The 23,213-nt window shown below is 64.0% G+C and carries 22 protein-coding genes; 8 read left to right on the top strand and 14 right to left on the bottom strand.

Going from position 1 to position 23,213, the window contains the following annotated elements:
- Positions 1-4: 4 nt before the first annotated feature.
- Together ACFQ6Y_RS24375 and ACFQ6Y_RS24370 are read right to left on the bottom strand one after the other, a co-directional pair.
- Positions 5-1,105, bottom strand: coding sequence for a hypothetical protein (locus ACFQ6Y_RS24375; protein ID WP_378638116.1), 1,101 nt, complete (start codon positions 1,103-1,105; stop codon positions 5-7).
- Entirely contained in the window at positions 1,105-2,055 is a 951-nt protein-coding gene (locus tag ACFQ6Y_RS24370; RefSeq protein ID WP_003941975.1) for a Ppx/GppA phosphatase family protein, read from the bottom strand. Before ACFQ6Y_RS24370 ends, ACFQ6Y_RS24375 begins: the two co-directional genes overlap by 1 nt.
- 66 nt (positions 2,056-2,121) lie before the next feature.
- Between ACFQ6Y_RS24370 and ACFQ6Y_RS24365 the strand changes: the two genes are divergently transcribed.
- Positions 2,122-2,907: a hypothetical protein gene (locus ACFQ6Y_RS24365; protein WP_378638113.1), complete on the top strand. Its 786-nt coding sequence runs from the start codon at positions 2,122-2,124 to the stop codon at positions 2,905-2,907.
- 76 nt (positions 2,908-2,983) lie between these two features.
- On the opposite strand, the gene ACFQ6Y_RS24360 is transcribed toward ACFQ6Y_RS24365, so the two are convergent.
- The 8 genes from ACFQ6Y_RS24360 to ACFQ6Y_RS24325 form a co-directional block, all read right to left on the bottom strand.
- Positions 2,984-3,673: a response regulator transcription factor gene (locus tag ACFQ6Y_RS24360; RefSeq protein ID WP_003942020.1), complete on the bottom strand. Its 690-nt coding sequence runs from the start codon at positions 3,671-3,673 to the stop codon at positions 2,984-2,986.
- On the bottom strand, positions 3,670-4,905 hold the full coding sequence (locus ACFQ6Y_RS24355) for a sensor histidine kinase (RefSeq protein ID WP_378549206.1): 1,236 nt from the start codon (positions 4,903-4,905) through the stop codon (positions 3,670-3,672). Before ACFQ6Y_RS24355 ends, ACFQ6Y_RS24360 begins: the two co-directional genes overlap by 4 nt.
- Positions 4,906-5,067: 162 nt before the next feature.
- Entirely contained in the window at positions 5,068-5,823 is a 756-nt protein-coding gene (locus ACFQ6Y_RS24350) for a phosphoglyceromutase (protein ID WP_003941992.1), read from the bottom strand.
- 46 nt (positions 5,824-5,869) lie between these two features.
- Entirely contained in the window at positions 5,870-7,471 is a 1,602-nt protein-coding gene (locus tag ACFQ6Y_RS24345) for an AMP-binding protein (protein ID WP_378638110.1), read from the bottom strand.
- Between the two features lie 139 nt (positions 7,472-7,610).
- On the bottom strand, positions 7,611-8,108 hold the full coding sequence (locus ACFQ6Y_RS24340) for a YbjN domain-containing protein (protein WP_378638107.1): 498 nt from the start codon (positions 8,106-8,108) through the stop codon (positions 7,611-7,613).
- Positions 8,105-9,433: a D-inositol-3-phosphate glycosyltransferase gene (mshA, locus tag ACFQ6Y_RS24335; protein WP_378638590.1), complete on the bottom strand. Its 1,329-nt coding sequence runs from the start codon at positions 9,431-9,433 to the stop codon at positions 8,105-8,107. The genes ACFQ6Y_RS24340 and mshA overlap by 4 nt, the downstream gene beginning before the upstream one ends.
- 42 nt (positions 9,434-9,475) lie before the next feature.
- Positions 9,476-10,303, bottom strand: coding sequence for an alpha/beta fold hydrolase (locus ACFQ6Y_RS24330; protein WP_378638103.1), 828 nt, complete (start codon positions 10,301-10,303; stop codon positions 9,476-9,478).
- Entirely contained in the window at positions 10,249-11,475 is a 1,227-nt protein-coding gene (locus ACFQ6Y_RS24325) for an MFS transporter (RefSeq protein ID WP_378638099.1), read from the bottom strand. The genes ACFQ6Y_RS24330 and ACFQ6Y_RS24325 overlap by 55 nt, the downstream gene beginning before the upstream one ends.
- A 111-nt stretch (positions 11,476-11,586) precedes the next feature.
- On the opposite strand from ACFQ6Y_RS24325, the gene ACFQ6Y_RS24320 reads away from it, so the two are divergent.
- The 3 genes from ACFQ6Y_RS24320 to ACFQ6Y_RS24310 all read left to right on the top strand — a co-directional run bounded on the left by ACFQ6Y_RS24320 (position 11,587) and on the right by ACFQ6Y_RS24310 (position 13,818).
- A complete protein-coding gene (locus tag ACFQ6Y_RS24320; protein WP_019744397.1) occupies positions 11,587-12,360 on the top strand; it encodes a PIG-L family deacetylase in 774 nt (257 codons plus the stop codon).
- Positions 12,361-12,424: 64 nt separating this feature from the next.
- Entirely contained in the window at positions 12,425-12,817 is a 393-nt protein-coding gene (locus tag ACFQ6Y_RS24315; RefSeq protein ID WP_003942017.1) for a PaaI family thioesterase, read from the top strand.
- Positions 12,814-13,818: a tocopherol cyclase family protein gene (locus ACFQ6Y_RS24310; protein WP_378549194.1), complete on the top strand. Its 1,005-nt coding sequence runs from the start codon at positions 12,814-12,816 to the stop codon at positions 13,816-13,818. Before ACFQ6Y_RS24315 ends, ACFQ6Y_RS24310 begins: the two co-directional genes overlap by 4 nt.
- Here ACFQ6Y_RS24310 and ACFQ6Y_RS24305 read toward each other — a convergent pair.
- Positions 13,784-14,653, bottom strand: a complete 870-nt coding sequence (locus ACFQ6Y_RS24305; RefSeq protein WP_378549191.1) for a LysR family transcriptional regulator — start codon at positions 14,651-14,653, stop codon at positions 13,784-13,786. The genes ACFQ6Y_RS24310 and ACFQ6Y_RS24305 overlap by 35 nt on opposite strands.
- 70 nt (positions 14,654-14,723) lie before the next feature.
- On the opposite strand from ACFQ6Y_RS24305, the gene ACFQ6Y_RS24300 reads away from it, so the two are divergent.
- Positions 14,724-15,083: a YybH family protein gene (locus tag ACFQ6Y_RS24300; protein WP_378537510.1), complete on the top strand. Its 360-nt coding sequence runs from the start codon at positions 14,724-14,726 to the stop codon at positions 15,081-15,083.
- A gap of 15 nt (positions 15,084-15,098) precedes the next feature.
- Here ACFQ6Y_RS24300 and ACFQ6Y_RS24295 read toward each other — a convergent pair whose 3' ends face one another.
- On the bottom strand, positions 15,099-16,370 hold the full coding sequence (locus tag ACFQ6Y_RS24295; RefSeq protein ID WP_378447114.1) for an ROK family protein: 1,272 nt from the start codon (positions 16,368-16,370) through the stop codon (positions 15,099-15,101).
- A gap of 342 nt (positions 16,371-16,712) precedes the next feature.
- Here ACFQ6Y_RS24295 and ACFQ6Y_RS24290 point away from each other — a divergent pair, with 342 nt between their 5' ends.
- The 3 genes from ACFQ6Y_RS24290 to ACFQ6Y_RS24280 are packed head-to-tail and all read left to right on the top strand — an operon-like array spanning position 16,713 to position 20,773.
- Complete coding sequence (locus ACFQ6Y_RS24290; RefSeq protein ID WP_378638095.1) at positions 16,713-17,690, top strand: TauD/TfdA dioxygenase family protein; 978 nt, start codon at positions 16,713-16,715, stop codon at positions 17,688-17,690.
- On the top strand, positions 17,687-20,008 hold the full coding sequence (locus tag ACFQ6Y_RS24285) for an arylsulfatase (RefSeq protein ID WP_378638092.1): 2,322 nt from the start codon (positions 17,687-17,689) through the stop codon (positions 20,006-20,008). Before ACFQ6Y_RS24290 ends, ACFQ6Y_RS24285 begins: the two co-directional genes overlap by 4 nt.
- 15 nt (positions 20,009-20,023) lie before the next feature.
- Entirely contained in the window at positions 20,024-20,773 is a 750-nt protein-coding gene (locus ACFQ6Y_RS24280) for an SDR family NAD(P)-dependent oxidoreductase (RefSeq protein WP_378549182.1), read from the top strand.
- Between the two features lie 15 nt (positions 20,774-20,788).
- Here ACFQ6Y_RS24280 and ACFQ6Y_RS24275 read toward each other — a convergent pair whose 3' ends face one another.
- Positions 20,789-21,547 (bottom strand): ESX secretion-associated protein EspG, encoded by a 759-nt coding sequence (locus ACFQ6Y_RS24275; protein ID WP_378638088.1) that lies wholly within the window; start codon positions 21,545-21,547, stop codon positions 20,789-20,791.
- Complete coding sequence (locus ACFQ6Y_RS24270) at positions 21,544-23,115, bottom strand: hypothetical protein (protein WP_378638084.1); 1,572 nt, start codon at positions 23,113-23,115, stop codon at positions 21,544-21,546. Before ACFQ6Y_RS24270 ends, ACFQ6Y_RS24275 begins: the two co-directional genes overlap by 4 nt.
- Between the last annotated feature and the right edge of the window lie 98 nt (positions 23,116-23,213).

Below are 23,213 nucleotides of genomic sequence, written 5' to 3'. Positions count from 1 at the left end.
CCGATCAACCCGAAGTCAACAAGAACGCCAATGGACCGAGCGTCACGATCATGCCGACGACCACCGCGATCACAAAACTCGTGATGTCGTCCGTCTTGCGCAGAACCCGCACGACGGCCACCAGGCCGACGATCACGATCAGCGCGAGCACCAACGCCACCCACGGCAGCATGTCCCACAGCTTCTCGAAGCCCTTGAACATCGCGCCGCCGACGATCAGTGCGACGACGACCTGACCGGCAAGCACTGCCCATTCACGGATCGAGTTACGTTCGCCGGCCTCTTCCGCGGCCGGTTCGGCTTCGACATCAGTCTCGGGCTCAGCGACGGCAGTGGACTTTTTTGCACTGTCAGTGACTGCCGGCGCCTTGACCAGATCGACCACTGCGGTCGATTCGGCCTCGCTGGAATCCGCTTCTGCGATCTTGTCGATCAGTTCGGTGCTGTCGTCCGGGGCGGCCGGAGCAGGTGTCTTGGCGACGGGAGTGGGGACACGCGGCGGCAGGATCGGCGGACGCAACGACGGTGACTGGGTTGCGGCACGTTCCTGACGCATCAGGTCACCTGCCAGGGTCTGACCCGACAGCAGTGCCGGTTCCTGCGTTACCTGCGTCGGCGACGAGGAGTTGAGCGGTGCCCGGCTCACCCACTGTCCTGGCGAGGACTTCGAGGTCTGTCCCGGCGAAGGTGTGGAAGTCGGCTTCGGAGTCGTGGTCGGCGGCGCGGCAACCGGCTTCGACTCGGCCTTGGGTGCCTGCGGCTCGTCGTCATCGTCGTCGTCGAAGGAAACGGCGAAAGCGGCAGTGCGGTCGGCGGGAACCTTCGGTGCCGGCGCGGTGGGCTTCGCGGTTTCCGCAACAGCCTCGGCCGGTGCAGCAGTTTCAGGCGCTGCGGTTGCCGGCTCGGACGCTGCTGGTTCGGCCGACTCGGGCTCGGCTGCCGCGCGCGATCCCGACTGGCGAACGATCGGGATCTCACCCGTCAGTTCGGCGACGGAGATGCCACCGGCTACGCCGCGCCGGCGTCGTCCACCTCGGGATTCGACGCTCTGACCGTTCCGCTTGAGCAGTTCCGCTACGGAAATCTGCTGACTGTCCTCGGTCATCAAGCACTCACCACCAATTCACCGCCCATTTCTGTGTCGAGCTTTCGCAGAATCAGACCCTCACGCAGTGCCCAGGGACAAATTTCCAGTTCGTCCACTCCGAGCGCCCGCATGGTTGCCTCTGCGATGAGCGCGCCGGCCACAATCTGCTGTGACCGATCCGAGCTCACTCCTTCCAATTCTGCACGGTCCGCCGCCGTCATCCTGGATATGAAGGCTATGAGTTGCCTGAGTCCGCTGGAAGTCAGGGTCCGTTTGGCCCGGGGGCCTGCGGCAGAAGGGGCCGCGCCGGTGAGCCGAGCCAGCGATCGGAAGGTCTTCGACGTCCCGACCGTGCGGTCCCAGTCGCCGGCGGCGCGCAGTTCCTTGGCTGGTCCGACCAGCTCCGCGTCCAGCCAGTCACGCAGGACTGCGACCCGGCGCTTGCCCGGCGGATCGGCCTGAAGCCAGTCGCGCGTCAACCGTCCCGCACCGAGTTGCAGTGAGAAGGCGACGTCCGGATCCTCGTCACCACCTGCGGTGAGTTCGAGCGAGCCGCCGCCGATGTCCAGGTTCAGGATGCGTCCGGCGCTCCAGCCGTACCAGCGGCGCACTGCCAGAAAGGTCAAACGGGCTTCGTCGACCCCGGAGAGAACCTCGAGATTGACTCCGGTCTCTGCGCGAACGCGGGCGAGCACGGCTTCGGAATTGTTGGCGTCACGGACGGCGGAAGTGGCAAATGCCATCATTTCCTCACATCCGGACGTCTTGGCGATACCGGCGAATTCGGAGACCGTCGAGACCAACCGATCGGCTCCTGACGTGGTGATATCGCCGCGGTCGTCGGTGTTCTCCGCCAGCCTCAACGTGGACTTGGTCGAGCTCATGGGTGTTGGGTGGCCGCCCCGATGGGCGTCCACAACCAATAGATGGACGGTATTGCTTCCGACGTCGAGTACCCCTAGTCGCACATCGCCACGTTACTGGGTCTACCGTCGGCCCTTGTGACAGCAGGTAACCCAGACCGGTCCCACAAGATGACTCCGAGCCCCGAGGTCGATCTCGATTTCCCGCGCGAATGGGTCGAATTTGTCGATCCGGAGAACTCCGAGCACCTCATTTCCGCTGATATGACGTGGTTGCTCTCGCATTGGACCTGCGTGTTCGGCACGCCGGCGTGTCAGGGCATCATCGGCGACCGCCCGGACGACGGCTGCTGCTCGCACGGCGCTTTCCTCTCCGATCAGGAGGATCAGGACAAGCTCGATGCGTCAGTGAAAATGCTCACAGCCGAAGACTGGCAGTACATGGAAAAGGGCCTCGGCAAGAAGGGCTACGTCGAAGAAGACGACCTCGAGGACGAGCCCGCGCTGCGCACCCGCCGCTACAAAGGAGCGTGCATCTTCCTCAACCGGCCGGGTTTTGCCGGCGGCGAGGGCTGCGCACTGCATTCCATGGCGCTCAAGAAGGGCATCGAGCCGCTCGAGGTCAAGCCCGACGTGTGCTGGCAGCTACCCATCCGCCGCACTCAGGACTGGGTCGACCGGCCGGACGGCGTACAGATCCTCAAGACCACGATCACCGAGTACGACCGCCGCGGCTGGGGTGAGGGCGGCGACGACCTCGCCTGGTACTGCTCCGGCTCCCCCGACGCTCACGTCGGGGAGCGGCAAGTCTGGCAGTCCTACGGGCCGGAACTGACGGAGCTTCTCGGAAAGCGCGCGTACGACGAGCTGGCTCGCCTCTGCAGGCGTCGCGCCGGCCTCGGCCTCATAGCGGTCCACCCGGCGACCACGATCGCTCAGAACAACGCTCAGGGCTGACTCCACGTAAACCAAAAGATTTCGGCCGCTCACACGATTGTGTGAGCGGCCGAAATCTTTCTTCTTCTGAGGTCGATCACGCTTCGAGCTTGTAGCCCAACCCGCGGACGGTGACCAGGTGTTCCGGCTTGGCCGGATCGGATTCGATCTTCGAACGCAACCGCTTCACGTGTACGTCAAGGGTTTTGGTGTCACCGACGTAGTCGGCTCCCCAGACGCGGTCGATCAGCTGTCCGCGGGTCAGCACCCGGCCGGAGTTGCGGAGCAGGTACTCGAGAAGGTCGAACTCCTTGAGCGGCAACGTCACCGGGTTACCGGCCACCTGCACGACGTGACGTTCGACGTCCATCCGTACCGGTCCGGCCTCGAGCACACCGTTGTCGGAGGCGAGGTCTGCCTCGTTCTCCACCCCGCGGCGCAGCACCGCACGGATGCGGGCGATCAACTCGCGCGCCGAATACGGTTTGGTCACATAGTCGTCCGCACCGAGTTCCAGGCCGACGACCTTGTCGATCTCACTGTCGCGCGCCGTCACCATGATGACGGGAACGCCGGAGCGCGATCGCAGCGCCTTGCAGACGTCCGTACCACTCATGCCGGGCAGCATGAGGTCGAGCAAGACGATGTCCGCGCCGGAGCGGTCGAATTCCGCCAACGCCGACGGTCCGTCGTTGACGATGGTGGTCTCGAAGCCTTCCTTGCGGAGCAGGAACGCCAGCGGGTCCGCCAAGGACTCCTCGTCCTCCACGATCAGCACACTCGTCATCGTTTGGCCTCCATGCCGTTTTCTCTACTGCCTTGTTCTCGTCTGCCGATCCGCGTGGAACCGGCGGTTCCCGCGTCGTCAGAGTCGATGTCGTCGTCCGACTCCACGTGTGCCGGTATCTGCAACGTGAAGGTAGACCCTGTTCCCGGTTTGCTCCACAGTTCGATGGAGCCGTTGTGATTGGCCGCGACGTGTTTGACGATCGCCAGCCCCAGACCGGTTCCACCGGTCTGCCGTGACCGCGCCTTGTCCACGCGGAAGAATCTCTCGAACACTCGCTCCTGATCCGATTTCGCGATGCCCTCACCTCGGTCGGTGACCGCGATCGCGACATTGTCGCCGCGCACCGACCGACTGACGGACACCGGAGAACCTTTGGGCGAGTATGCAATAGCGTTCTCGATGAGGTTGGACAGTGCAGTTACGAGGAGGGTCTGATCCCCGAGCACCTCCAGCCCGCTCGGATGGTCGGTGGTGACGGTGATCCCGGCGGCCTCGGCCGACAGATTCGACCGCGACAGCGCCTCGGACACCACCGTGTCGACGTCGACCACGTCGAGATCGGGCAGCTTCTCGGCACCTTGCAAGCGCGAGAGTGCGATCAATTCGGTGACCATCTTGCCCAGACGAATCGACTCACCGAGCACCCGTTCACCGAAGTGGCGCACGGACTCCGGATCGTCAGCGGATTCGAGCAGTGCCTCCGCGAGCAAACTCATCGCGCCGACCGGAGTCTTCAGTTCGTGGCTGACGTTCGCGACGAAATCGCGTCGAGTCGCCTCCATGCGGACCTGCTCGGAATCGTCGTCGGCGAACAGGACCACGAAGTTGCGGTCGTCCTTGCTGAGCAGCCGAGCGGTGCCACGAACGGCAATCTTGTCGCGGCCGCGCTGCGCGGTCTGCGCTGTCAGATCCACCTCGACGGTGTGACCTGTCCGCAGGACTTCCTGCGCTGCCCGCCACGCTCGCTCGTCGACCAGACGATTCTTGACCAGGCCGAGTTCTTCGGCGCGAGGGTTGAAGAGCACGACGTCATGGAAACCGTCGACGACGGCGATACCGCTTTCCGAAGCCAACACGATGAGGTCGAGAACCTGGGACATCGTGAGCCCGGTCTGTTCGTCCGAGCGCTGACTCTGGCGCGACGACAGCCTTGGCACCAGCACCCCGCCGACGAGGTAGCCGACCAAGCCGGCGACCACGACCAGCAGCACTGCAATCACGACACTCACGGCGCAATCGTACGTTCGCGCGAAGTGTCGGTTACGGCGGGTTCGGACGTTCCCACCCGTGTAATCCGCCAGGTGGACGGCGTTGGTTCGTCGTTCATCTGTTGTTGGCCGAGGCCCCCCGAAAACACTGTTCGGGGGGCCTCGACGCACATCATCGGGTTGCTACTTTCCGCCCTGATTCGCCACCGCGGCGGCGCCGGCAGCGGCGGCCTCCGGATCCAGGTAGGTGCCGCCAGGATTGAGCGGCTTCAGGTTCTCGTCGAGGTCGTACCGCAGCGGGATTCCGGTCGGGATGTTCAGGCCCGCGATGTCCTCGTCCGAGATGCCGTCGAGGTGCTTGACCAATGCACGCAGCGAGTTGCCGTGCGCGGTGACCAGCACGTTCCGGCCGGCGAGCAGCTCCTGCGAGATGGTGTCCTCCCAGTACGGGATCAGGCGCTTGACGACGTCGAGCAGGCACTCGGTCAAGGGAACCTCGTCGAGGTTCGCGTACCGAGGATCGGTGTCCTGGCTGTACTCGCTGCCGGCTTCGATGGCGGGCGGCGGGGTGTCGTAGCTACGACGCCAGAGCATGAACTGCTCGTTTCCGTACTCTTCCTTGGTCTGAGCCTTGTTCTTGCCCTGCAGAGCGCCGTAGTGGCGCTCGTTGAGGCGCCAGTCGCGAACTACCGGGATCCAGTGGCGATCGGCCGCATCGAGCGCGAGATTAGCGGTGCTGATCGCGCGGCGGAGGAGAGACGTGTAGAGAACGTCGGGCAACAGGTTGTGCTCGGCGAGCAGTTCGCCGGCGCGCTTGCCTTCGGCCATGCCCTTGTCTGTCAGGTGTACGTCCACCCAGCCGGTGAACAGATTGAGTGCATTCCATTCGCTCTCGCCGTGGCGGAGCAGGACCAGGGTTCCGATACTCATGGCGTTCATCCTGGCACGAGTACCGGAACCCTTCTTGGTCAACCCTGTCTGGAAATCAGCTCGGGGCTACTTCCGCAGTTCGCAGATCCTTGCGGAGGATCTTCCCGGCCGCGGATTTCGGCACGGTGCTGATGAACGAAACCTGGCGGACCTTCTTGTGCGGCGAGACGCGCTCGGCGACAAACGAGATCACGTCGGCTTCGGTCAACTCGGCGCCGTCCTGGAGAACGACGAATGCCTTCGGAACCTCTTCGCCCTCGGCGTCGAGCACACCGATCACGGCGGCGTCGGCGATCTGCGGATGCGTCAGCAGCAAAGCCTCGAGTTCGGCCGGGGGAACCTGGTAGCCCTTGTACTTGATCAGTTCCTTGAGGCGATCGACGATCTTGACGACGCCGTCTCCGTCGACGGTCGCGATGTCACCGGTGTGCAGGTAACCGTCGTCGTCGAGGGTGTCCTTGGTGGCCTGGTCGTTGCCGAGGTAGCCGAGCATGATGTTCGGGCCCTTGCACCACAGTTCGCCGGGCTCGCTGACGCCGTCCGAGCCGAGAGCCGGGTACGCGACCTCTTCGCCCGTTCCGGGGTCGACGAGCTTGCATTCCATGTTGGCGATGGTGGGACCGCAGGTATCGAGGGCGATGTCGTCACGATCGAACGGGATCGCGTGCGAGACGGGGCTCATCTCGGACATGCCGTAGCCCTGGCGGACGTGGCAGTTCAACCGGTCTGCGACGGCCTTGCCGAGCGCCGCGTCGAGCGGGGCCGCACCGGAGAAGATGGTGTGCACGCTCGAGAGGTCGTACTGGTCGATCAACGGATGCTTGGCCAGTGCGACGGCAACCGGCGGCGCGACGAAAATGTACGTCGACTTCTGCTCGGCGACGATCCGCAGGAACTCCACGAGATCGAACTTCGGCATCGTGATGAGGCTCGCGCGGCGGTACAGCGCGGCGTTGAGCAGCACCGTCATGCCGTAGATGTGGAAGAACGGCAGGACCGCGAGGATCTTGTCGTCGGTCTCGATCCCCATCCGCGGGATGATCTGGCAGACGTTGGCCACGAGGTTGCGATGGGTGAGCATGACGCCCTTGGGCCGGCCGGTGGTGCCCGACGAGTACGGCAGCACCGCGAGTTGGGTGGCCGGGTCGAACGAAACCTCGGGCGCCGCTGCGCCCTCGCCGAGCAGATCTCGCAGCGACAGATGGCCTTCGGCGCCGTCGAGCACGAACACGTTCTCAGCGGGGATGCCGACCTGATCGGCGGCTGCCTTGGCCTGCGGGAGCAACGGCGAGACGGTGAAGAGGAACTTGGCCTTGGAATCGGTGAGCTGCTTGGCGATGTCCTCGGCGGTGTAGAGAGCGTTGATCGTGGTCGCGACACCACCGGCACGAAGGATGCCGTGGAAGACGGAACCGAAGGCCGGGACGTTGGGCGAATGCAGCCCGACCACGTCTCCGACGGCAAGTCCACGCGCAGCGAGAGCGCCTGCAACGCCGTTGATCTGTGCGATCAGCGAAGCGTATGTGGTGACCGCGCCGGAACTGCCTTCGACAAATGCCGTCTTGTCGAGATCTGCGGGGTCGGTGTTTCCGAACAGGAAGTCGTAGACGCTGAGGTTGGGGATTTCAACGTCGGGGAACGGACTCTTGAAGCTCACTGTGCTCCTCGAAAAGTTGCGCGGCAGGGTGGTGTGACCAACTTACTGTGACTCACGGGAACAGTATTATTCCGTGACGACAGTCACAAGTAAAGGTCACTTTACGTGACACATCAGCGATGTGTCTCACCCCGCTCGTTCAGCTTTGCGCGGGCTCCTCCTCGATGAGGTGCTTGAACGGTTCGAGATTCGCCAGCGACTCACCTCGCGACACCCGCCACGCCCACTCACGCTTGATCGACGAAGAGAAACCGAGTTCGAGGATGACGTTGAAATCACCGTCGGCGGCTTCGAGAACCTGACCGAGCACTCGATCGAGTTCATCGCCGGTCACGGCATGCTCGGCGATCTTGCCGACCAGGTAGATGTCCCCGACCTTGTCGAGTGTGTACGCCACCCCGTACAGACGGCGGTTGCGCTTGAGCAGGAACTTGTAGACGCCTTCGAAGTTCTCGTCCACCTTGCGGCACACGAAGGCCTCGACCCGCACGCCGTGATTGCCGACGGTGAGCAGAGTCGACGTCTTGAGTTTGTGCTCGCCGGGAAGTTCGACGATGAAATGCGCGTCGTCTTTTCTGGAGAACTCGAGTTCGCGCTCGGTGAGGGCCTGCTCGATAGTGTCCGAAATGCTGCTCATGTACGCACTCCCCCGGTCCGGCGCAGACGCCACAGACCCCGCGCACGGCGGGGCGAGAAGTCGCTGGGACCGGTTCCGTTGTTGTAGTTGACTGCGGCTTTGCGATAGCTCTCGAGCAAACCGTCCGCGGTGTGTTCCCACGAGAAATTCTCGGCGTGACGCGGTGCCTGTGCGGCGAGTTCGGCCAGGCGCGTCGGGGCCGCCACCAAAGATTCGAGGGCGCCGGCCCAGTCTTCGGTGCGGTGTCCTTGAACCAGCAGGCCCGTCTCACCGTTGCGTACGGCCACTCCCAGTCCGCCGACGTCGGCGGCGATCACCGGGGTTCCGCAGGCTTGAGCTTCGATGGCCACCAACCCGAAGGACTCCGAATAGCTCGGCACCGCAACCAGATCCGAAGCACGGTAGACATCGGCGAGACGCTCCGGCGCCTGCGGCGGCAAGAACGTCACTTGCGCCGTGATGCCGAGCGAACGTGCCAGTTCGATCAACACGTCCGGCCGCGCGAGACCGGTTCCCGACGGCCCACCGACGACAAGGATGCGCAACGGCAACTCGGGGCGACGGCTGATCACTTCGGCGGCAGCACGCAGCAGCACGTCCGGTGCTTTGAGAGGTTGGATCCGGCCGACGAATGTCACGACCACTTCGCCGGGGTTCAATCCCAACAACTCGCGGGCAGCATCGCGGTCACCCGGTCGATAGCGGGTGAGGTCGGCGCCCGGGGCAACAACATCGATACGCGTGGGATCTGCGCCGTACAACTCGTGCAGCGCTTTGGCTTCGTCGGTGGTGTTGGCGACCAGCCGATCGGATTCGGCGACAACTTGCTGCTCGCCGATCTGGCGTGCTGCGGGCTCGGGGGTGTCCCCCTCGGCCAGCGAAAGATTCTTCACTGCCGCGAGAGTGTGGGCGGTATGGACGAGGGGCACGCCCCAGCGGTCGCGGGCCAGCCAGCCGACCTGACCGGACAACCAGTAGTGCGAGTGAATCAGGCTGTAGTACCCGGGTTCGCGGCGCGCTTCCTCCCGCAGAACTCCCGCGACGAAGGCACACAGTTGAGTCGGCAGATCCGCCTTGTCCAGTCCTTCGAAGGGACCGGCCGCAATGTTCCGAACCCGCACTCCGGGAGCGGCGTCCACCACGGGCGCGTCGGCCGAGGACGTCGCGCGGGTGAATATCTCCACCTCGACGCCACGTTTGGCGAGCTGAATGGCGGATTGCAGAACGTAGACATTCATCCCACCCGCGTCACCGGTGCCGGGTTGCGCCAATGGCGAGGTGTGGACCGAGAGAACGGCCACCCGGCGAGGGCGCGAAATGTGCATGGGCGTCACGACTCCATACTGCCCCCTCACCGGGCGCGAACTCTAACCGAGGCTCGAGATGAAGGTTCGCACTTCGGACACGAATCGTGTCGGATCCTCCACGAACGGGCCGTGATTGCAGCCTTCCCAGTACGACGCCTGCGACTTGGGAATCAATTCCTCGGCGTGCTTACCTGCACTCACGTCGACGACGGAGTCCTCGGTTCCGTGCAGAACGAGGACCGGGATGTCCAAGTTGCGGAGCAGGTCATCGTGACCGACGGCACGGTTGAACAGTGCTGCGCGCACCCGCGGACGCGTCGAGAGGCTGTACCCGAACAAGGCCTGCGACGCTGCGCCCTTGCCCTCGGGTGGGCCGGTGAGCGCGTTGCCGAAAGCGCCGAGTGCCCGGATTGCCTCGCGGGGATCTTCGGACATAGCGCCGGGAACCGCACTCCGCATTGCCGAGCCGACCTTGCCGCCCTTCTCACCGCGCCCGATGCTGGTGATCGCACCGACCAGAACCGCACCCGCCACCGCGCCGGTTCCGTGTGCTGCCAGGTAATCGCAGATCACCAGACCGCCGTACGACCAGCCGAGTAGGATCGCGTTCTCGGTGACGCCTTCGGCCGCGAGAACGGCCGCGACGTCGCCGGCCCAGTTCGCGGAATCGTCGTATCCGGATTCGGGCGCATCGGAGTAACCGTGGCCGCGCAGATCGACGGCGATCAAGCGGTAGTCCGCTGCCAGGTCCGCGAGGACCTGCTCGCCCCAGCACTGTGACGACTGAGCCCAGCCGTGCAGCAGCACCAGCGGGGTCCCAGCCGGATTTCCGGTTACTCGATAGACGATGGACGTGCCGTCGACGCTGACGGCTTCGCGAATAGACATGCCGTCACGATAGAGGCTGCGACTGCAGCGCCGACGGCGAGCATGTAGGCCGACGGGACGCCGTAGCGATCGATCAGCTGTCCGGCCAGCGCAGACCCGAGCGCCACGCCGACGCCGAGTCCGGTGACCGTCAGGGTCATTCCCTCGGTGAGCTTTTCCGGCGGGACGATCTGTTCGACCAGGGCTGTCGCGATGATGAGCGTCGGTGCGATGGTCGCGCCGGCCAGGACGTACGCGCCAGCAAGTGCGGCCACGTTTCCGACCAGGAGAAGCGGGACACTGAGAAGGGCCACCGCTGCGGACGCGATCATCAATTGCCCACGCAGCGATCGCGCCGGGTGCATCGATCCGAAGATCAGTCCCGCGATTCCCGAACCGCCGGCGAACAGCGCGAGGACCAGCGTCGCGGAGCCAGGTGAATTCTGTTCCTTGGTAAACGCGATGGCGCCGACGTCGATGACACCGAAGATCGTTCCGAGCATCACCATGATCACGATGACGATCCACATCACGTGGTTACCGAGTACCGACCGTCCGCGGCCGGGTCGACGCGGATGCACCTTCGGCTCTGTTCCGCGCTGGATCACCAGCAGCAAGGTCCCCGTGACCAGCAGAATCAACCCTGCAAGTGGTCCGGCCTCGGGGAAGAGTCCGATGCTCAGACCCACCGAGATGACCGGGCCCGCCACGAAGCAGAGCTCGTCCACCACCGATTCGAAGGCGAAGGCAGTGCGCAGCTGCGGTTTTCCGACGTAGATCGCGACCCACCTGGCGCGAATCATCGCCCCGATCGTCGGGGTGGCGCCGCCGGGAATTACCAGGACGAAAAGCAGCCAGTCGGGGGCTTCCATCCGGACTGCGAGCAAGAGTGCCCCGATCGCGGTGACGCTGACAGCCGCGGCAATCGGCAGGACCGCCCTCTGTCCGAAGCGGTCGACCGCGCGCGAGACCGCTGGCGCGATGATCGCCGACGAGAGCGCAAAAACCGCGGCGAGCGCCCCGGCGAGCGCGTAGTCACCACGAAGTTGCGAGATCATCGTCACGATTCCGATGCCGATCATCGCTATCGGCAGCCTTGCGACAAATCCGGCGGCCGAGAAGGCAACCGATCCCGGGGCCGAGAATATCTCGCGGTAGGCGCTCAGCAGGCCTTTGTTGGTGGATTCGCTCATGTCAGCTTCTCGTGCACTGAACAAGGTTCACAGAGCCGAGGCCGACTCGACAAATCGTTTTCACTGTGCGCTCGGGTTGACCTGTCGGTAACTTGCCTTACGATTGCGCGAATGAGTGTCCTGGTGTGTTTCCACGCCCATCCCGATGACGAAGTTTTCACTACGGGCGGCGTGATGAGAATGGCCGCCGACGCAGGTCACCGCGTCGTAGTCGTCACCGCTACCGACGGTGCTCTCGGTGAATTCCCCGACGGACTGTTGGACGAATACGAGACGTTGGCTCAGCGCCGCAGCCGTGAACTCGAGGCGTCCACCGACGCGTTGGGTGCCAATCGCGTCGTGTCACTGCACTACCCGGATTCGGGGATGGTGGGTACGCCCGAGAACGAGAATCCGGAAGCGTTCTGCAACGTCGACGTCGAGAAGGCCGCCGAGCGTCTGGCCGAGGTTCTTCGTGAAGAGAACGCCGATGTCCTGACCATCTACGACCCCAACGGCGGATACGGCCACCCGGATCACATCCAGGTCCACCATGTCGGCGTTCGTGCTGCAGAACTCGCGGGCACGCCGTTCGTTTACGAGGCGTCCACCAACCGCGATCACATGAAGATGCTGATGCAGGCCAACCCCGAGTGGACCGAGGAGGCGCAGCCGCCGGACATCGAATCGTTCGGGCTTCCGGCTGACCAACTCACCACCGCAGTCGACGTGAGTTCGGTGATCTCGTCCAAGCGCGCGGCCATGTACGCGCACGCAACGCAGGTCGGCGATTTCGGCCCGTTCCTCGAAATGCCGACGGAGCAGCTCGCCGCGGCATTCGGCACCGAGTGGTTCCGTCGCCGAAACGCGCCGGAGGGACTGTCGGAAACCGCCCTGCCCCTCTGAGTCACCGCTCTCGATAAACCGAAGTCCCGACGGAGGTTTCGGCGGCTCGTTACCATCGGTAGGCATGGACCTCGAACAACTTGTCGCGAGCATGCCTTTTGCAGTTCACACCGGAATTCAGTTGGACAGCGCGGCACCCGAACAGGTTGTCGGCCATCTGGATTGGGACAGCCACCGCACCACCGCCGGCAACGGAATGCACGGCGGCGCCTTGATGACGCTGGCAGACAGCGTCGGCGCCGTCTGTGCATTCCTCAATCTTCCGCCCGGCGCAAGTACGTCCACCACCAGTTCGTCGACCGTGTTCACCCGCGGGGTTCGTAAAGGCACGGTCACCGCAACTGCCCGTCCATTGCACGCGGGACGCAGCACCGTCGCGGTCGTGACCGAGATTCGTGACGACGAGGGCCGTCTCGTCGCTCAGGTCACCGCATCACAGGCAGTGCTGGGACCGTGAAGCTTCCCTCGTACCGCGCCTCCGGTGCCACCCTTCCTTTCGGCAATCTGCTTGCCTCCCATGACGTTGCGATGGAGGGTTACTTCTGGCGTTTCACGATGCCGGAGAGCGGGCGGGTGGTGATCGCGCTCGCCGGAATCAACAAGTCCGATGGTGGCAACTGGTCGACGCTCGGTCTCGCGGCGCATCCGGGCGGATTCCTCCGGACCGCCGAGCACCCGAGCGGATCGGCCGATTCCCGCATCCTGGGGGCATACGCCGACAACGCTTTCCGCGGCAATGCTGATCGACTACAGGTCGATTTCGGCGACAGCCATCTCGATGTGCGGATCAGTAATCAGCGATTCTGGCCGCACCGCCGCTTCGGGGGATCGAGTTACTTCCAATCAGTTCCCGCACTCAATCAGTACTGGCATCCGTGGCTGCTCGGCGGCCGGGTCGAGGGAAGCGCCGTCATCGACGGACAGAGCTGGGATCTCTGCGGAGCACAGGTGTACGGCGAGAAGAACTGGGGAAAGGGAGGATTCCCGGATTCCTGGTGGTGGGGACAGGCCCAGGGATTCACCGATCCGCGGGCCTGCGTGGCGTTTGCCGGCGGCCAGGTCAGCGCCGGGCCTCTGCGCACCGAAGTCACCGCCGTGGTGGTCGCCTTGCCAGACGGCACAGTGTTGCGTCTGGGCAATCCGCTGACGTCACAGGTGGAGACGACCGTGTCCGACGATCGTTGGACGCTTCGAGGTTACAGCCGAAAGTGGAGCGTCGACATCGACGGGACCGCACCCATCGCCGACGCGCACATACTTCCGGTTCCCATTCCCGCCGAGCGTCGAAACGTACCCGGAGCGCTCGAGCATCTCGGTGGAACCATGTCGGTTATCGTCCGGCGACGCGGCACCATAGTCTGGAAGGACAGATCACGATTGGCCGCCCTAGAGCACGGCGGATTGGATCGGGCGCAGGCCGAACTCACTCGGCGGGAACAGCTCTCGCGAGATCGATGAGAGCGGATGCCGCCGGGTTCTTGCCGCCCGACGAACGCCAGACCAATTCCAACCGGGATCGAGCTTCCGGTTCGAGATCGATCCGATGCAACTCCCCCACTGTCGACTCGGGAAGCACAGCGATTCCCAACCCCTGTGCGGCCAACGAAACGATGATGCCGAGGTTGCTTGCCTCGAGCGCAACCGTCGCCTTCGTGCCGGCCGCGGCGCACGCGAAGTCCAGACACGTCCTGATACCGGTTCCCTCCGGAAGACAGATGACCGATCGCGTGGCGAGTTCGGCAAACGGCAGAGACGACAACGCGGCCAGCGGATGATCCGCCGCCACTGCGGCCACCAGTCGTTCGTCGGTGATCACCCTCGATTCGAGGCCTTCCGGCAGCTCGCCCGCAACTCCGATGACGGCTATGTCGAAGGTTCCGTCCACCACTCCGGCAAGCAGGCTGCGCGAATCGTCCTCGGCCAGCGAAATGTCCAAACCTGGGTGTCTGGTGTGTAGACGACTGAGCAGATCGGTCAGATCGGCGGAAGCGCAGGCGGTGACCATCCCGACCGAAACCGAGCCCCGAACCAGTCCGTTCAAGGCGTCGACAACGTCGCGACTGCTCTGCACGGAAGCAAGTGCAGCGCGGGCGTGTGGGAGGACGGCTCGCCCGGCATCGGTCAGACGAACGGTTCGACCACTACGATCGAGCAACTCCTGCCCCAGCTCACGTTCCAGTCTTTTGACCTGCGCACTCACACCCGGCTGTGCTACGTGAAGCCGCTCGGCGGCGCGAGTGAAATTGGCTTCCTCCGCTACCGTGACGAAGTATTCCAGCTGCCGGAGTTCCATAACTGTTGATTCTAGCTTTGAGACAAACTAGATCTTGGACTTATCGAAAGTGTGCTTGCACGATGGAAACATGACAACAACACATGAAGTTCAGAAGGCCGCAACCCCCGAAGATATTGCCCGACTCTTCGTCCAGTTCGCGAACGCCGGAAACGCAGACGCTGTCGCCGGACTGTACGAGGAAAACGCTGTGATGGCGTTTCCACCCGGATCCCTCACGATCGGCCGTCAGGCCATCCGCGAAGTGATTTCTCAGATGCTCGCAGCAGCACCGACATTCACCGTCGAGGAAACCCTACCAACGGTGATCAGCGACGACCTCGCCATGACCTCGACCAAACCTTCCGACGGAACCGGCGGACGCACACAGGTGGCGCGCCGCCAGCCCGACGGTTCGTGGTTGCGGGTGCTCGATCGACCGGAACTCTGACTGCCCTCTTCGCAGTCAGACGGCCGACGCACGCCGCATTGCCGCCGCCGGATCGGCGAACAGCGAGCTCAGTGACACGACCGTCGAGGCGTATTCCTGAACGCGATTGCCGAAACCGGTGATTCGAATATCCTTGCGCTCCAAGGAGGATGCCGACGAGAAAGCCTCGGCGACGTGCGGCACGCCGGCCGGATAGTCGGTGAACGCCTGGCCACCGAGGATCACCCGATCCGGGTTGAACAGGTCACGCAACATCGCCACTGTCCGGCCGAGCACGCGCGCCCGGTCGACCAGAAGTTCGTGAGCCGGAATGGAACCCGCCGACGCAGCACGATAGACATCGGCGATCGTGACACGCTCACTGCCCTGGATCACTGCGCCCGAAGACAGCGCCTGCGCGACGACCGCGCGGTCGCTGATCGTCGCTTCCAAGCAACCCACCGCGCCGCAGGTGCACCGCGCCGACGAGCCGGTGGGCAGGTGCGCGATCGAACCGGGCCCGCTGGACGGAGTGTGCACTCGCCCTTCGAAAGTGATTGCGATACCAGCGGTTTCACGGGCGTAGAAGTACAGTCCGGTGGTTCCCGGCGTTGGCGCCTCGGCGCGGTCGTTGCTGAGCAGAAGTTCCGACGCGGCCATCGCTTCGACGTGGGCGGCGACCGAAACGGGGAGGTCCAAGCCGGCTCCGATGATGGACCCGACCTTGGCGCCCTTCCACCCCAGGCGCGGGTGATCGACTACTCCGGTCGCTGAATCGACGCGACCGCCGATGGCCACGCCGACGGCGAGCGGGCGACGCTTGTGCCACCGTGAGGCAAACGATTTGGCCGACCGCGCAATGGTGGCAAGTGCGACAGCGGAATTGGTGGCGGGCGTCGGAATCTCGACGGCGCCGAGCACCTTGCCACGAATGTCGCTGGCGATGATGCTGGTGACTACGGCACCGATGTGGATGCCGACGGTCAGGTACGGCTCGTGATTGACCTCGAACGGAACCCGCGGACGCCCGATGGCGCCGGAGGCTGTCAGGTCTGCGCGTTCGCGCAGGATTCCGAGGTCGAGCAGGCTCGTGACCTGCCGGTTCACGGTGGCAATACTCAGTCCGGACGCTTTCGCGGCGGTATCGCGAGAGAGCGGTCCGCGGGATCGAGCAATGCGCAACACAGTCGCGGACGGACCGTCGGCAATGCGCAGTTCGGGCGCAACAATCTGGGTACGGGTCCGGGTTCCCGAGAGCGCGGTTCGCGATCGGATGTTCGGAATGGCAGAGATGGTGGGTGTCGACATGGCTGTCCCTTGCAGAAGGAGGAGAAGGCGCATATCTCTGTCGACCGAGAAATCAGCGTTTCCACTGGTCACACGAAGAAGTAGACAGAAAAGGCGCAGAAATTAGCTGCAGAAAGAACGGCGGCGACAACACAGCTCTCGCGCCAGAGGCAGACGCGAACCAAGCGCAGCGGTCACATAGGTGACCCGCAAAGCGGCAGGCTGGTCGGTCGACATGGCTCCAAAAGTAGCAGCTTCACCGAGATTCACAAATCAGGTGCGGTAACGATCACACTGAACGCAACCCTGTCGTGGCGAAATCTCGCGTGTTTGGGTGGGCACACTCCCCACGAAAGGTGCACCATGTCTACAGCTTTCGCCAAGCCGACCCTCACCAATGCGGCGTCGACGAACGGAGCGGCTGCTGACGCCGCTCGCGGCACTGTCACCGCCCTCGGCGCGCATATCGGCGCCCGCATCGACGGAATCACCCTCGGCGGGCACCTCGACCCGGCGACGATCTCGCTCATCCGACAGGCACTTCTCGAACACAAGGTGATCTTCTTCCGCGGGCAAGACCACCTCGACAACGATTCGCAGTACGAGTTCGCCCAGCTGCTGGGCACCCCGACCACTGCCCACCCAACGGTGAAGTCGCACGGCGCAAAAGTCCTCCCCATCGATTCGGACCTGGGCAAGGCCAACAGTTGGCACACCGACGTCACCTTCGTCGATCGCATCCCCAAGGCGTCGATCCTGCGCGCGGTGCAGCTACCCGAATACGGCGGTTCCACGACGTGGGCGTCAGGGGTAGCCGCCTACAACGGACTCCCGGATCCGCTCAAGGCGCTCGCGGAGAACCTCTGGGCCCGCCACACGAACGTCTACGACTACGCGGCCACCAGCGCCGAGCGGCTCACCGAAGATCGCACGGCCGCCTACCGCGAAGAGTTCCAGTCCACGTACTTCGAGACGGAACACCCGGTGGTGCGTGTCCACCCCGAAACCGGAGAACGCACGCTCGTCCTCGGACACTTTGTCAAGAACTTCGTCGGGTTGAGCACCGAACAGTCGAACGGTGTGTTCAAGCTCCTGCAGGATCACGCCATCAAGCTCGAGTACACGACGCGCTGGAACTGGGCGGCGGGTGATGTCGCCCTCTGGGACAACCGCGCCACCCAGCACTACGCGATCGCCGACTACGACGATCAGTACCGCCGTCTGGAGCGCATCACACTTGCCGGTGACATTCCGGTCAACATCCACGGGGAACGAAGCAGCAGCATCGCCGGCGACGCTTCCGAATACTCGATTATCGAAGGTGCCTCGACTCTCCCATGACTTCACCGGATTCCATCCTTCCTCCGCATGCCCGCGGTTACGAAGGCTTCGAGGGCCGAATCGGCCGCACCGCAGCCGATTCGGCCCCGTCGTGGCCCACCGCCTCGACCCCGACTCCCGGATCACCCAACATCGTCGTGGTTCTGATCGACGACATGGGATACAGCGACATCGGGCCTTTCGGCTCCGAGATCGAGACTCCGACCCTCGATCGGCTTGCCGCACAGGGTGTTCGGTTGACCAACTATCACACGACACCCCTCTGCTCACCCTCACGCGCCGCACTTCTCACCGGCCTCAATCCGCACCGCGCCGGGTACGGATTTGTCGCCAACGCCGATCCGGGATACCCCGGGCTGCGCCTGGAATTGGCCGACGACGTACAGACACTCCCCGAAATCCTGCGCGGCGCAGGCTATGCAACCTATGCGGTGGGCAAGTGGCATCTCGTGCGCGACGCAAACCTCGCCCCGGGCCGAAGTCGCGATTCCTGGCCGACGCAGCGCGGTTTCGATCGATACTACGGCTCGCTCGAAGGCCTCAATTCCTTCTACTATCCCAATCAGTTGATCTCCGACAATTCGGTGGTCGACGTCGACGAGTATCCCGAGGGCTACTACCTCACCGACGATCTGACCGACAAGGCCGTCGGGTACATCAAGGATCTGCGCGCCCACGATCAGGACAAGCCGTTCTTCCTCTACTTCGCGCACGTCGCGATGCACGGACCTTTGCAGGCCAAGCCGGCCGATCAGGCAAAATACCGCGGTCGCTACGACGAGGGCTGGGATCGAATCCGAGAGTCTCGGTTCGCCTCTCAGCTCCTGCAAGGACTCTTTCCGGACGGAACACGGCAGGCTCCGCGAAACTCCGAACCCGGCTTCGACGTCCCCGAATGGCATTCGCTCACACCGGAAGTACAGTCTCGGTTCGCCCGCTACATGGAGGTGTACGCGGCGATGGTCGACTCGATCGATCAGAGCGTCGGACGCATCGTCGACACCCTGGACGAGCTGGGCGAGCTCGACAACACGATCATCGTCTTCACCTCGGACAACGGCGGCACCGCCGAGGGCGGTTCGGACGGAACCCGAAGCTACTTCGCACAATTCGCGCATATCCAGGATCCGGACTGGGTCGGCGATGTCCCCCACGACGAATCCCTGATCGGCGGACCGGAGTTGGGCGTCCACTATCCACGTGGATGGGGGCAGACGTCCAACACCCCCTTCCGGTTCTACAAAGGGCAGTCCTTCGCGGGGGGAATTCGTGTTCCCTTCGTCCTGTCGTGGCCCGCGGGATTGAAACCCGGAGCAGACGACAACGGGATTCGCGACCAGTTCGCGTACGTCACCGACCTGACCCCCACGCTGCTGGACCTGGCCGGAATCGACGCACCGAGCGTACGCAACGGGCTTCCGGTGAAGGAGTTCGACGGTGTCTCGACCGCACCGGTTCTGCGATCGTCCACCGCTCCGAGCACTCACACCGAGCAGTACACCGAGATGACCGGCAACCGCGGCTACTACAAGGACGGTTGGAAACTGCTGGCCCTGGCGCCGGACGACATCGACAAGCCACACTGGCAATTGTTCGACGTCCGCACCGACCCGACCGAACTTGACGACCTCGCATCACGGTTTCCCGACAAGGTCCGCGAACTCGCCGAGGCCTGGGACCACTCGGCGTGGGCGAACACCGTCTTTCCACTGCTCGGCAACTCGGTGGGCGCAGTCCGGCGGCCGGCGGAGGAAGCACTCTCGCGCCCGGTCCGTCTGCTTGCCGGAACACCTCCACTGGAGCGCTACCGGTCGAGCAAACTGATCGGGTTCCGCGACTTCGACATCACCGTCGAACTCGACGGTTACCGAGCAGGTGACGCCGGTGTTCTTGTCGCTCACGGTGATCCACAGGGCGGATATCTTCTCTACGTCGAGGACGGGCACCTGCATCTCGGATACAACGCATTCGGTTCCTACTCCGTGGTCGATGCAGGCCCGTTGGCGATCGGCAGCAAGCGCATCGACGTGTCCGTGACGGTGGTACCTCGGCTGCGTTGGGATCTCCACGTCAGTGTCGACGGAATCCATGCGGGTCAACTACTCGGGCAGGTACAACTGGTCGGGATGGCGCCGTGGACCGGCATTTCAGTCGGCGTCGACGCGAGAGGGCCGGTGTCGTGGGATGTGCGCCGACGCCACGGACCGTTCCGGTACAGCGGCTCTCTGCGCGCCGTCACCTACACACCCGGCCGGATACAGGTACCGCGTCGTCACATCGAATCCATCGAACGGGAAGCAGAGTATGCCGCCGACTAGCCCTACGATTGCATCATGACCATTTCTTCCGATGCCCGTATCGCCGTAGTCACCGGAGCCAGCTCCGGAATCGGTGAGGCCACCGCTCGCACCCTGGCAGCTCAGGGATTCCACGTCGTGATCGGTGCTCGCCGCGTCGATCGTCTCGAGAAGATCGCCGAGGAAATCGGTGGTACTGCTCTCGAACTCGACGTCACCGACGAGGATTCCGTCGACGCGTTCGCTGCGGTGGTCCCCCGTGTCGACGTGTTGGTCAACAACGCGGGTGGCGCAAAGGGTCTGGCGACGGTCCTGGACGCCGATCTGGACGACTGGCGGTGGATGTGGGAGACCAATGTCCTGGGCACGTTGCGTGTGACGAAGGCACTGCTGCCCAAGCTGATCGATTCGGGCGATGGTCTGGTCGTGACCATCACCTCGGTGGCCGCGCTGGAGGCATACGACAACGGCTCGGGCTACACCACCGCCAAGCACGCTCAAGCCGTCCTTCACCGGACATTGCGCGGTGAACTGTTGGGCAAGCCCGTTCGTCTGACCGAAATCGCGCCGGGAGCCGTCGAGACGGAGTTCTCACTCGTCCGGTTCGAAGGTGATCAGGACAAGGCAGACAAGGTGTACGAGGGAATCACACCGTTGGTGGCGCAGGACATCGCCGAGATCATCGGTTTTGTCGCCTCGCGGCCGTCGCACGTGAACCTCGATCAGATCGTCGTCAAGCCGAGGGATCAGGCAAGCCCCGGCCGGTTCCACCGCACCACCAACTAGTTCGAGTCGTTCTGACTAACCAGTGCGAATCGCCCGGTGTAGGACGAGGCCGAGATTGCGTGCAATCTCGGCCTCCGTCATTTCCGCGGAAGCGCCGCGGGCACTGACGGTTTCACCCGCGGTGATGATGTACCGACCGTCATCGCCATAGTCGTACCAGTGGAACGTTATTCCGTCGTCGGTCGGTCTGCTGTCGACGGCTCCGCCTGGGTATGCGGTGACTTCACCGATCGAGGTCCGTGCTCGGCCGAAGAACCTGCGCACTTCCTCGCTCCCGCGTGCACTGCCGGCGCTGCTCAGAAAGCTCTGTCCCCCGGCAGGTTTCGATCTCTCGATGCTCACACCACGCTCCGATCCGGCGGAGCAGGCGGGCAGCCGATCGACCAGCATCCGCGGAATTGCCGACGGATGCGCCACGCTCAGAACCACATCGGAGCCACAGTCCGAGGTCCTGCCGGGCAGTTGGGTTGCGAGCACGCCCAGATCGCCGGCAACAACGCCGTGCAATCGCGTCACTGTACTCATGTTCGGCCCGTGAAAACCGGAAACCTCGACGCGCGCAGCGGGATTCGCAAGTGCCCCGAGAACGTGATGCAGCCGATCGTCAAGCATGGAAGACAGGCGCGCTCCCGCTCGACGGCGCTCCGCTGTCAGCTCGTTCATGGTTTCGGCCGTCGAACGAAACCGAAGCGGGTACGGGAGGCGGTCACGTCCGACCGCTTCCCAGAGGATCGAGAATTCGAGGCCGGTGAATTGCCACTGCTTGGTGGTCATTCGCCCAACACCGCCGGGGAGACCATGGGTAGGTCGCCGATCAGGGCGTTGCCGTTCTCGACCGTGACGAGGTAGCCGGGGGTGTCGTGAACGTTGTCTTCGTCTTGTCCTTGTCCGCGTCCCGGTGCCATGCCGCCGACGCCACCCATCGCGCCTCGACCGCTCTGCGCGCCCGTCGCCGAGGTACCGCCAGTTCCGTTGACGCCCCCACGCCCGCCATTGGCGAGGCCGCTAGGGCCGAGAGCGCCACCGGCGAGGCCGCCAGGTCCGAGAGCGCCACCTCCGGTTCCGCCTGGCCCGAAGCCGCCGGTACCGATTCCACCTGCGGAACCACCACCCGAACCGCTACCCATGAGGCCTGAAGGCACTCCGGAACCGAGCTGAGCACCATTCGGAGTTGCACCTGCCAGGGCACCTGGCGCTGCACCGGCCGGCAGTGGGCCGGCATGTGCCGCGGTAGTCCCGGCCGGGCCGGAATCGTTTGCGAACCGGGCAGCATCGGCACCCGAATTCCCTTGGGCATCAACGCCGCTACGGTTGTCACCATCTACGGAACTGGTTCCGGATGCGTTCTGACCGGAACCGTCTCCTGCCGGGTTTGCACCGCCGGAGTTTCCACCGTCCGCTCCTCCACCAACTCCGCCACCCGATGTAGGTGGCGTGCCGAGCCCGTTCCCCGAACCCGAAGTGTTCCCGCCGCCGGAACCACCGCCACCGAATGCGCCGCCCCCAGACCCTCCACTGCCTGACCCTCCACTGCCTGACCCTCCACTGCCGGTGACCGGATTGAACGCGGCCGGGAGGATCGGCACCTGGTCGTCCGCGCGCTTCATGTACGGCAGATACACGTCCTTCATCACCTGACGCGCTTGACGTTCGGCTTCTTCCGCTTCGTATTGGGCCTGCTTCCACGTAGCCCCGGGAACCACGCTGAGGATCATCTCGACCGTCGAGGCGCCGTCGGGTGCCGGAATCGAGCGTTTGGCCTCGTGGAGTGCGATCTTCGCCTCCTCGATCTTGTTCGAGATCAGATCGACCCGCACCTTCAGCTCACCCGCATCTGCCGAGTAGGCCAGCACGGCTTCCAACGCAGCAGAGCCGCCCCGCCCCTGCCATCCTTCGGTGATCGCGCCGTTCACATCGTTCTGGAACTTCCCGATGCCGGCTTCCACCCGGCCGGCAATTGCCTTCCAGGCCTCGCCGATTGCGCTCAGGGTTGCCGGATCCATCTCGTTGACGTGATCGAAGATTTCGGAGTGCGACATCGCGTCGAACGGATCGTCGTCCACGATTGCATGTTCGCTGTACTCCAGCGACGAGGTCTGAGCGGTGAGGGCATCGCGCTCACCCCAGGCTCGTGCGCGTTCTGAATCGGCGTCCGCAGTCGCAGCAGCCATCTCGCCGTCGAACGCGCCGCGGTCGTCGGTCACGGATTGAACCAGAGCAGATGTAGCGATTGCGCTCGCGACGGGAATACCGACAACTGGCAATGCCGCCACGCCGGAAGGGACGGCCTGCGTCGCTTCGGAAATTCTGCTCAGCACGTCTTCCAGAAATGGAATGCCCACTGCCGTCCCCCTGACGTCGAAACCTCCGTCAGACTCCCCCGAGCCGACAGCACTTACCTGTACTGACGCACGCAACGCCCGGATGGTTCCGAACTTCC

The organism is Rhodococcus sp. NPDC056516 (assembly GCF_042794655.1).
Lineage (GTDB): Bacteria > Actinomycetota > Actinomycetes > Mycobacteriales > Mycobacteriaceae > Rhodococcus_F.
Note: the sequence above shows the minus strand (reverse complement) of the source record. Positions and strands in the feature narration are given on the sequence as shown.

Excerpts from the sequence above, each read along its gene's own strand:
- ACFQ6Y_RS24315 (WP_003942017.1), top strand. The coding sequence starts at position 12,425 with ATGGACCTCGAACAACTTGTCGCGAGCATGCCTTTTGCAGTTCACACC.
- ACFQ6Y_RS24350 (WP_003941992.1), bottom strand. The coding sequence starts at position 5,823 with ATGAACGCCATGAGTATCGGAACCCTGGTCCTGCTCCGCCACGGCGAG.
- ACFQ6Y_RS24375 (WP_378638116.1), bottom strand. The coding sequence starts at position 1,105 with ATGACCGAGGACAGTCAGCAGATTTCCGTAGCGGAACTGCTCAAGCGG.
- ACFQ6Y_RS24330 (WP_378638103.1), bottom strand. The coding sequence starts at position 10,303 with ATGTCTATTCGCGAAGCCGTCAGCGTCGACGGCACGTCCATCGTCTAT.
- ACFQ6Y_RS24295 (WP_378447114.1), bottom strand. The coding sequence starts at position 16,370 with ATGTCGACACCCACCATCTCTGCCATTCCGAACATCCGATCGCGAACC.
- ACFQ6Y_RS24325 (WP_378638099.1), bottom strand. The coding sequence starts at position 11,475 with ATGAGCGAATCCACCAACAAAGGCCTGCTGAGCGCCTACCGCGAGATA.
- ACFQ6Y_RS24280 (WP_378549182.1), top strand. The coding sequence starts at position 20,024 with ATGACCATTTCTTCCGATGCCCGTATCGCCGTAGTCACCGGAGCCAGC.
- ACFQ6Y_RS24290 (WP_378638095.1), top strand. The coding sequence starts at position 16,713 with ATGTCTACAGCTTTCGCCAAGCCGACCCTCACCAATGCGGCGTCGACG.
- ACFQ6Y_RS24365 (WP_378638113.1), top strand. The coding sequence starts at position 2,122 with ATGACTCCGAGCCCCGAGGTCGATCTCGATTTCCCGCGCGAATGGGTC.
- ACFQ6Y_RS24275 (WP_378638088.1), bottom strand. The coding sequence starts at position 21,547 with ATGACCACCAAGCAGTGGCAATTCACCGGCCTCGAATTCTCGATCCTC.
- ACFQ6Y_RS24300 (WP_378537510.1), top strand. The coding sequence starts at position 14,724 with ATGACAACAACACATGAAGTTCAGAAGGCCGCAACCCCCGAAGATATT.
- ACFQ6Y_RS24320 (WP_019744397.1), top strand. The coding sequence starts at position 11,587 with ATGAGTGTCCTGGTGTGTTTCCACGCCCATCCCGATGACGAAGTTTTC.
- ACFQ6Y_RS24360 (WP_003942020.1), bottom strand. The coding sequence starts at position 3,673 with ATGACGAGTGTGCTGATCGTGGAGGACGAGGAGTCCTTGGCGGACCCG.
- ACFQ6Y_RS24305 (WP_378549191.1), bottom strand. The coding sequence starts at position 14,653 with ATGGAACTCCGGCAGCTGGAATACTTCGTCACGGTAGCGGAGGAAGCC.
- mshA (WP_378638590.1), bottom strand. The coding sequence starts at position 9,433 with ATGCACATTTCGCGCCCTCGCCGGGTGGCCGTTCTCTCGGTCCACACC.
- ACFQ6Y_RS24340 (WP_378638107.1), bottom strand. The coding sequence starts at position 8,108 with ATGAGCAGCATTTCGGACACTATCGAGCAGGCCCTCACCGAGCGCGAA.
- ACFQ6Y_RS24285 (WP_378638092.1), top strand. The coding sequence starts at position 17,687 with ATGACTTCACCGGATTCCATCCTTCCTCCGCATGCCCGCGGTTACGAA.